The organism is Aerococcus agrisoli, assembly GCF_003797145.1.
In the GTDB taxonomy this organism is placed as follows: domain Bacteria; phylum Bacillota; class Bacilli; order Lactobacillales; family Aerococcaceae; genus Aerococcus; species Aerococcus agrisoli.
This window is the reverse complement of sequence record NZ_RKMG01000001.1, coordinates 159,584-165,985: the sequence shown is the minus strand read 5'-3', so window position 1 is coordinate 165,985 and position 6,402 is coordinate 159,584. Positions and strand designations below refer to the sequence as shown.

Sequence of the window (6,402 nt, the reverse complement as noted above, 5' to 3'; positions counted from 1 at the left end):
TAGAGGTATGAATTATTCAGGACCTATTATCATTGAAAATTTCATATTCTGCTACTACTAATTTTCCTTATAACTCTAATAAAAAAGCAAATAGCGTAGCGCTATCTGCTCTAAAATAATTGTGTTAAATTTTCACTTGGTGAGACCTATTTTTTTTGCCAACTTTGAGTAATCAAACATTCGAAACATGTTACATAAAGCTCTTCTTCAAGGTATTCAAGATGCCTCGTTTGATCAGTTGGCTTGCTGTAGAGATGACCTGGCTTTCAATTTTGGCGCGGCGACGTTCTGCGCGTTTGGCTTCTTCGGCGGCAGCTTTTTCGGCTTGTTTTTGCGCTTTTTCAGCTGCTTTCGCTTGGGCTTCACTTTCTTTTTCCTTAGCTGCGGCATATTCTGCTTTTTCTTTTTCGAAGGCTTCGCGTTCTGCAGATAGTTGCGCTTCGGCCTGTGTTTCATCTTGTTTTGCTTGTAATAATTCATAGGCCGAATCATTTTCAACCGTTTGATCGTACTTGCTCATCCCATCATCGGCCATGGCTTGTTGAATGTTTTCTGGTGCTGCTGGTGCCATTTTACTTTGTGGCAATATAATCGCCGTTTGTTCGACCATTTGTGGGATTCCCTCACCGTCAAGCGTAGATACTAGGGCTTGACCAACGCCGAGAGTTGAGATAACCGTCGATGTATCAAATGATGGGTTGGGTCTAAAGGACTCGGCTGCTGTTTTCACAGCTTTCTGTTCAGCCGGTGTATAGGCACGCAAGGCATGTTGGATTCGGTTGGATAGTTGGGCTAAGACTGGATCAGGGATATCGGCAGGACTTTGAGTAACAAAGTAAATACCCACACCTTTTGATCGAATAAGTTTCACTACTTGTTCAATTTTTTGGACAAGAATTTTCGGTGTATCTGTAAACAACAAATGCGCTTCATCGAAGAAGAAGACTAGTTTTGGTTTATCGCTGTCCCCTGCTTCTGGTAATGATTCGAATAATTCTGACATCAACCACAATAAGAACATGGCATACAATTTAGGACTTTGCACCAATTGCACGGCATTTAGTAAGTTAATCATTCCCTTGCCGTTACTATCGGTACGAATCCAGTCATGAATATCTAAATCTGGTTGCCCAAAGAATTGATCGCCACCTTGGGCTTCAATCGGGATTAAGGCTCGTGTGATACCGCCAAGCGACTGACTAGTGATATTCCCGTAATCGAGCAGGAATTCTTTACGATGTTCACCCACATAGGCGATCATGGCTTTCAAATCTTTTAAATCGGTCAGTAACAAGCCTTTGTCATCTGCAATCTTGAAGATGATGTTGAGGACGCCTTCTTGCGCTTCCGTTAGATTAAATACTTGAGATAATAGATCTGGCCCCATGTCAGAAATCGTTGCCCGAACTGGATGTCCTTGCTGGCCATACACATCCCAAAATGTTGTGGTATAGCCTTTAAATTGGAAAATATCACGCACGGCAAATCGGTCAATCCGTTCTTCCATCTTATCTGATGATTCACCGGCCTCAATGATTCCAGAAACATCCCCTTTAATATCAGACATAAATACTGGTACACCAGCATCCGCGAATGATTCCGCTAATACTTTCATTGTAATGGTCTTCCCAGTACCACTCGCCCCTGCAATTAACCCGTGACGGTTAGCCATTGCTAAGTCCATACTTACTGGTTTATTGTCACTACTCAATCCTAAATATACTTTGCCATCTTTAAACATCTTTCCATCCCCCTTGGCAGTCGATCGTTATCCTTATTATAGCGATTTCATCATCTAAATGGTATGTTTAAGTATACGAACAGATTGAATAGTGACAAGTATCATTTTGGGTGGATTTAGATTAGCGTTGTCTGAGATGAAGGTGGAACTTATTTGATACAATACATTCCTTTTTGATAGATTAGGGCATCTTTCTATACAAATAGATTCCCTAATTTATGGATTTGGCATCTTTTCGGGAAAATAAATGCCCTTTTCTTAATTTGCAGGACCTATCTATGCAAATAGGTTCAGAATAAGTGGTTTTTATTTTTTAAAAGTACTATGGTTGAAAAATTGAGGACCTTATCTACATTGAGCGCACGAAAAAAACACACTCAACACCCCTACAAGGGAATTTGAGTGTGCCTATATTTAATTGCTAAATTGATTATTTTTATGTTCAAGAAGACCATTGCTCGTTACTTCATAGATCTTGTCACATACCGCCTCCATAAATAATAAATCATGTGATATAGCAATGATGCCACCTGTAAATTCCTGGAACATGGTACGTAATTCCCCTTGTGACAAAGGAGAAAAATTTCGCGTAGGTTCATCTAACAAGATGACATTACTCCCTTCCATACTCATTTTCAGTAGAAATAGCTTGGCTTGTTGTCCACCTGACAGTCGTTTAATTGGTTGTTGCATTTCTTCAACAGTGAACAGACTGCTGCCAAGAACGGTCATAATTAGCGTATGTTCTTCTTTATCACCAACCACTGTCAGAAAATCAATCGCCGTTTGTTCCATATCAAACTGGTCTTGATAATTTTGTGGCATGTAGCCCAGTTGAATATCTTCACGTTGACTAAGCATATTATATAAAACTGCTAGCAAACTCGTTTTGCCAACACCATTCTCGCCATAAAAACCAACCTTATCGTGGCTATGAAAATTAAAATGAATGTTTTGAATCAAATGTGGCACAGGTTCATTCAACTCATATTGGTAAAGGCTTAGCAATAATTTGTTATCCAAAGGTTTGGTTCTATTGAATTCGATATTGATTAAATCATCCGCAAGCGGTTTTTCCGTAAAATTGCCTTTCTCACGGTCAAATCTTTTTTCTTGTGACTTTAAGTTTTTCATTTTTTTTGCTAACATGCGACCAACTGAAACATCTTTGGTGATTTCCAACTGGTGATCAACCGACTGTTGAATCTCATTGTTTTTCTTCTTGAGGCCTTTGTATTCTTGTACTTGTTTATTGGCAATTTGCGTATCCTTGGTAAAACGTTCTCGCCTTTCATCTACATACGCTTGATAATTGGCTTGTTTGGTCGTAAACCGAGGCTTCGTTTTATGGTGCACTTGCTCTAAATGGATTACTTTGGTTGCCGTTTCTTGAAGGAGGTGTTCATCATGAGAAACATAAAGGAAGGTTGCTGGCGTTGTCTTAATAAAATGAATCAACCATTTTTGGGTTGCGAAATCTAAATTATTACTCGGCTCGTCTAACAAATAAAAGTCAGGATCTGAGGCCATCAACTTAACCAATTGTAATTTGATTTGTTGACCGCCCGATAATTGAGACATTTTCAATCCTCCATCAAGGGCATTAACGTCAAAGTCTAAGGTTTGTGCAGCTTGAAATAACAAATTAAAATCTGTTGTCGCTGCATCATCAGGGTTGAATAAATAGTCATCAATGGTTGATTGAAGTGTCTCTGCGTCCATCACTTGGGGCAGATAAGCCATTTTACCGAAGTCATTTTTCATTTGACCTGTTATATTGATATATTCGGGAGTAAGACTCGGATTATAAATCCAGCGAAGTAGGGAACTTTTACCTGTTCCTTCTGCGCCTATTAAGGCTACTCGATCTCCGGGATTGATGACAAAATTGGCTTCTTCAATTAATTGTTGGTGGTTTCGTGTGTGGTGCATATTTAAAGATTGAATTTGTAACATAAAAAAACTCCTTTACTGTGGCAAAGCTACCGACATGAAAAAAGAGCAGTTAAACTTAATTGGATCCCAATAGATATGGCATTCTCTCAAATAAGCAGACTTATCCCAGCGTTTTTTCCTGGTTTAAGTTTAGCTACTCTGAGATTAAATGCGCATTTCTAATTGATTCTCCTTACTGAATGATATTTATTCACATTCTAGAGTATGGCATGCCGAAAGTCAACACTTATAAATGATTATCCTTAAGCAATTGATTTGCCCATCTACCTAGCAGGAATGAAGCGACAACATAATGAAATGCGACAAATTGTTTATCAATGTAAGGGGACTTATTTCATACAATAAATGCCTTTTTGATAAATTTGGGCATCTATCTGTTCAAATAGATTTCCTATTTTGTGGATTAAGCATCTTTTTGTAAAAATAAATGCCCTTTTCTAAATTTGCGGAACTTATCTAGGCGAATAGATCCTAAATAATGGTTATTTATTTTTTACAAATACAAAAAAACACACCTCCCCCCTACAAGAGGGAGTTAAGTATGCCTAATTTTTTGATTACATTAAGCTAAAAATTATTTACTCAACACAAGTACTGCTTCTGTATGGCTCGAGAGGACAGAATGAATGTCATTTGAAGTTGCCCGTTCTCGGAAACATATCCACTACGTTTTTGGCACTGTCAGTAGACGGGAACATATCCACCAATCGTACCATTTACGAAAAGGGCACTCTTACTAGAGCGCCCTCAATCATAAACATTGATGTCATTAATAGTCTTTTTTCTTTACTGGAATCCAGATTTCGCTTCGATACTTTGGATTTCCAGTGTCTGGACTCTCATTCCATAAAATTTCAGGACCTTCAACCGCCTCGTATCCTGAAGATGGAAACCACTCTGAGTATATCCTACCCCACACATTTTGAAGTGTTTCCGGAAATGGTCCAATCGATTCAAATACAGCCCAGGTACTAGCATCAATTTTTAATACATCAAAATCTGCAGTTTCATTACTTGATGTTGCTACCCCGATGTAATGATCTAATTCTCCTTTCTCTTCCATTCTACCTTCTGAAAAATTAGTGGAAGCACTAATAATACCTGTAGGTTCTACATTTGAAATTGCTTTTAATTGATTAATAACATCCATGGTTAAAAGTTCAGTCATTTTTGCAATCTCTGGATTGACACCTTCAAAAATAATTGGAACTCTCTTCTTAAATCCTACTAACTTAAAAGGTCCTTTCTCAACAATACGATAGTTCATTTCGCATCCTCCTTTAATTGATAATTGAAAGGTCATTCGAGGATAAGCTTTTAATTGTGTATTCTCACACCTTGCCTCAGAAGGGAGAAAGCCATGCAGAGAATGAAAAGCACGGGAAAATGAATCAGCCGAATTATAGCCATATTTGACGGCTACATCAATTATTCTCAAATCCCTATCTTTCAAATCAAGTGCAGCCAACGTCAGTCTTCTTCTCCGAATATATTCTGATAAACTTATTCCTGCTAAAAAAGAAAACATTCGCTTGAAATGATACTCCGAACAATATGCGATTTTAGATACTTCACTATAATCAATCTCCTCTGTTAAGTGCTCTTCAATATACTCCAATGCATTATTCATACTTCTTAAAGAATCCATCAAACAACCTCCTTTCATCATCAATATTATCAGGGGATGCATTTACCCGTCCGACAATCTGTGCACAGTATTGTCGATTCCCTTTCATGTAATTAGTATCGTTAAACTGAATTTATCTTTGGGATGTTTACCACAGGAATCCTTTACTTTTCTTCAGTGTGTCTTTCTTGCTGCAAAAATCCCTTTGCCTCGCTAAGGCGTAAATCCCAATATTTTTGCAAAAGGTAAATGATTTTCTCATCTTCAACTTTGGCTTCCTTCAGAGCCGCAGTTGCCTTTTCAATCCCAATGACTCTTTCTTCAAAGGCAGCTTCATCTAGCCATGCATTGCTATCTTCTCTTATTCGTTCCAACAGTTCACTTCCAAATCCCGAAAGGGAATCTCTAATTGAACGTGCCATATCTATTCCTCCTCTAAATTCTAATTTATTGCACTATTAATAGACAAATTGGAATTTGTCAGTTACTTGTATTCACTCGGAACAGGAATATTAAATCTCTCGCACAATAGTTTTACATCATGCATATCATTTTCATCATACTCATAGCCCAGATGAAATAATACTTGATTTTCAGCATCAATACATCTAACCATTTTATCGCCTATTTTCCCAATGCCACTAAACACTTTTGGTGGATATGCTTCTCCTTCAAAAACAATGTATCCTTTTTCGTTGAAATTAAATATATGAAGATCAATTACCCTACCTTTAGTATCCTTCCAAACCGTGTGAGATGTGGTGGTATATGCTTCTGTAACTTCCGCAAAGCCTTTTTCTTTTATTATTTCAATAAACTTTTTACTATTACTTTCTTCCACAAATAAATCAATATCATTGTGTGCTCTTGTTTCTTCTTCTAATAGTGCATCTACTCCCCAACCGCCATCAATCCATATGTTAATTCCATTTTCTTCAGCGTATGTTATTATCTCAATGGCATCAGTTTTACTTACCATGTAATCCCTCCGTTCAAATTAAATCTATAAGTGATAAATCTCAAAGCTATTTCTCCTTAATATAATGTCTATTGTTCCAATCAAAGCTAAAGATGAAGC

The 6,402-nt window shown here is 37.6% G+C and carries 5 protein-coding genes; all 5 read right to left on the bottom strand.

From position 1 onward, the window contains the following. Window positions 1-190 precede the first annotated feature (190 nt). Window positions 191-1,741: a helicase HerA-like domain-containing protein gene (locus EF384_RS00665; RefSeq protein WP_123779061.1), complete on the bottom strand. Its 1,551-nt coding sequence runs from the start codon at window positions 1,739-1,741 to the stop codon at window positions 191-193. Between the two features lie 414 nt (window positions 1,742-2,155). Next, window positions 2,156-3,697 carry an ATP-binding cassette domain-containing protein gene (locus EF384_RS00660; RefSeq protein WP_123779060.1) on the bottom strand — a complete coding sequence of 514 codons (1,542 nt, stop codon included), beginning with the start codon at window positions 3,695-3,697 and terminating at the stop codon, window positions 2,156-2,158. Between the two features lie 769 nt (window positions 3,698-4,466). Continuing rightward, entirely contained in the window at window positions 4,467-5,345 is an 879-nt protein-coding gene (locus EF384_RS00655) for an AraC family transcriptional regulator (RefSeq protein WP_041844908.1), read from the bottom strand. 143 nt (window positions 5,346-5,488) lie between these two features. After that, window positions 5,489-5,746, bottom strand: coding sequence for a hypothetical protein (locus EF384_RS00650; protein WP_052514478.1), 258 nt, complete (start codon window positions 5,744-5,746; stop codon window positions 5,489-5,491). 62 nt (window positions 5,747-5,808) lie between these two features. Continuing rightward, window positions 5,809-6,303 (bottom strand): nucleotidyltransferase domain-containing protein, encoded by a 495-nt coding sequence (locus EF384_RS00645; RefSeq protein WP_123779059.1) that lies wholly within the window; start codon window positions 6,301-6,303, stop codon window positions 5,809-5,811. Window positions 6,304-6,402: the final 99 nt, after the last annotated feature.

What these genes read in the sequence shown, in the direction of transcription:
- EF384_RS00665 (WP_123779061.1), bottom strand. Translation starts at nt 1,741, where the DNA reads ATGTTTAAAGATGGCAAAGTATATTTAGGATTGAGTAGTGACAATAAA.
- EF384_RS00660 (WP_123779060.1), bottom strand. Translation starts at nt 3,697, where the DNA reads ATGTTACAAATTCAATCTTTAAATATGCACCACACACGAAACCACCAA.
- EF384_RS00655 (WP_041844908.1), bottom strand. Translation starts at nt 5,345, where the DNA reads ATGGATTCTTTAAGAAGTATGAATAATGCATTGGAGTATATTGAAGAG.
- EF384_RS00650 (WP_052514478.1), bottom strand. Translation starts at nt 5,746, where the DNA reads ATGGCACGTTCAATTAGAGATTCCCTTTCGGGATTTGGAAGTGAACTG.
- EF384_RS00645 (WP_123779059.1), bottom strand. Translation starts at nt 6,303, where the DNA reads ATGGTAAGTAAAACTGATGCCATTGAGATAATAACATACGCTGAAGAA.